Origin of the sequence: Acinetobacter sp. 1566109 (genome assembly GCF_000582255.1) — a bacterium.
GTDB lineage: Bacteria > Pseudomonadota > Gammaproteobacteria > Pseudomonadales > Moraxellaceae > Acinetobacter > Acinetobacter nosocomialis.
Window position 1 is genome coordinate 1 of record NZ_JEYB01000180.1, and the last position, 1377, is coordinate 1377.

Here is a 1377-nt window from a genome sequence, read left to right on the forward strand (position 1 = left end):
AAAGCGATGCAGAGCCACGTTATAGTTTTAATTGCCATTGTCGAGATTGCCAAAAAGCCACAGGTTCGGCCTATGCGCCCATCGCTTTTTTTCATCAATCTGAATTGAAAATAACTGGCGAACTTAAATATTTTGAGACCGTCGGTTCTTCTGGCCGTCCTATTAAAAGAGCTTTTTGCCCGACTTGTGGTTCTCAGCTTTTTGGTTTACCTGAACTTGTTCCTGAAATGATCTCGATACGCGCAGGTACTTTGGATGACCCAAGTGTCTATCACCCTAAAGCGGAGGTTTTTGTGAGTCAGGCCTATGCTTGGGACATGTTGAACCCAAACCTTAAACATTTTGAAAAAATGATAGAGAAGAAGAAAGAAGGGTAGTTGTTCTGACAAGCTCGTACGCTTTTTCCTACATTCATTCAGGAAATTGACGTCTTTCTATGACCTAGTGAATTGCCTATGATGAACTCATCAGGAACAGGAAGTTCCAAAACGTAAAACAACAATAATAAGTTTAGGCATCAGGACGTGAGGTATTACAGGATGTATACCTAGTAACGAAATACGAAAAAAGCCCAACAGGAAGTTGGGCTTTTTTCATTTCTTATTAACGAATCTCTTTTTCGTCTAAGGCAACATAGCTAAAAGCTATATTTCAAAACCTACAAACAACAAAAAACCCCATAAATCAAATATTCATGAGGTTTAATGATGGTGCCGGCACACGGATTCGAACTGTGGACCTACTGATTACAAGTCAGTTGCTCTACCAACTGAGCTATGCCGGCGTTTCTTAGTGTTTCGTACGTTTCGTATCGGAACGGTGTGCAGTTTAGCAAAACTTCCAAACGATGCAAGCGGTTTTTTAAAAAAAACCGCTAAAAACTCATAAAATCAATCCGTTTGATGATAATTCAACCGCTTTGATCACTGCGCGAGCTTTTATTTGGGTTTCATTCCACTCAGATTCTGGATTTGAGTCAGCAACAAGCCCTGCTCCAGCTTGCACATACACTTTTTTATCACGGATAACACAAGTACGGATTGCAATCGACATATCCATTTCACCATGCCAACCTAAATATCCCACTGCTCCACCAAAGACACCTCGTTTTACGGGCTCTACTTCATCAATAATTTCCATTGCGCGTATTTTTGGGGCACCGGATAAGGTTCCTGCCGGGAAGGTTGCCTTAAATACATCAAGTGCATCGATATCATCACGCACTTCACCTTGCACATTTGAAACAATATGCATGACATGTGAATAGCGCTCAATTACCATTTGATCCGTTACTTGGACCTTACCAATTTTTGATACACGCCCTACATCATTTCGACCAAGGTCAATCAGCATCAAATGTTCAGCAATCTCTTTTTC

2 protein-coding genes and 1 tRNA gene are annotated in these 1377 nt (G+C 40.9%); 1 reads left to right on the forward strand and 2 read right to left on the reverse strand.

Annotation, left to right across the window (positions count from 1 at the left end; all coding sequences use genetic code 11):
• Positions 1-377, forward strand: a 377-nt coding sequence (locus J582_RS25225; protein WP_032048939.1) for a GFA family protein, incomplete at its 5' end; no start/stop codon positions are given.
• A 331-nt stretch (positions 378-708) separates the two neighbouring features.
• On the opposite strand, the gene J582_RS25230 is transcribed toward J582_RS25225, so the two are convergent.
• Positions 709-784, reverse strand: a tRNA-Thr gene (locus tag J582_RS25230).
• Between the two features lie 98 nt (positions 785-882).
• A partial coding sequence (locus J582_RS25235) for an anthranilate synthase component I family protein (protein WP_032048940.1) occupies positions 883-1377 on the reverse strand: 495 nt, incomplete at its 5' end.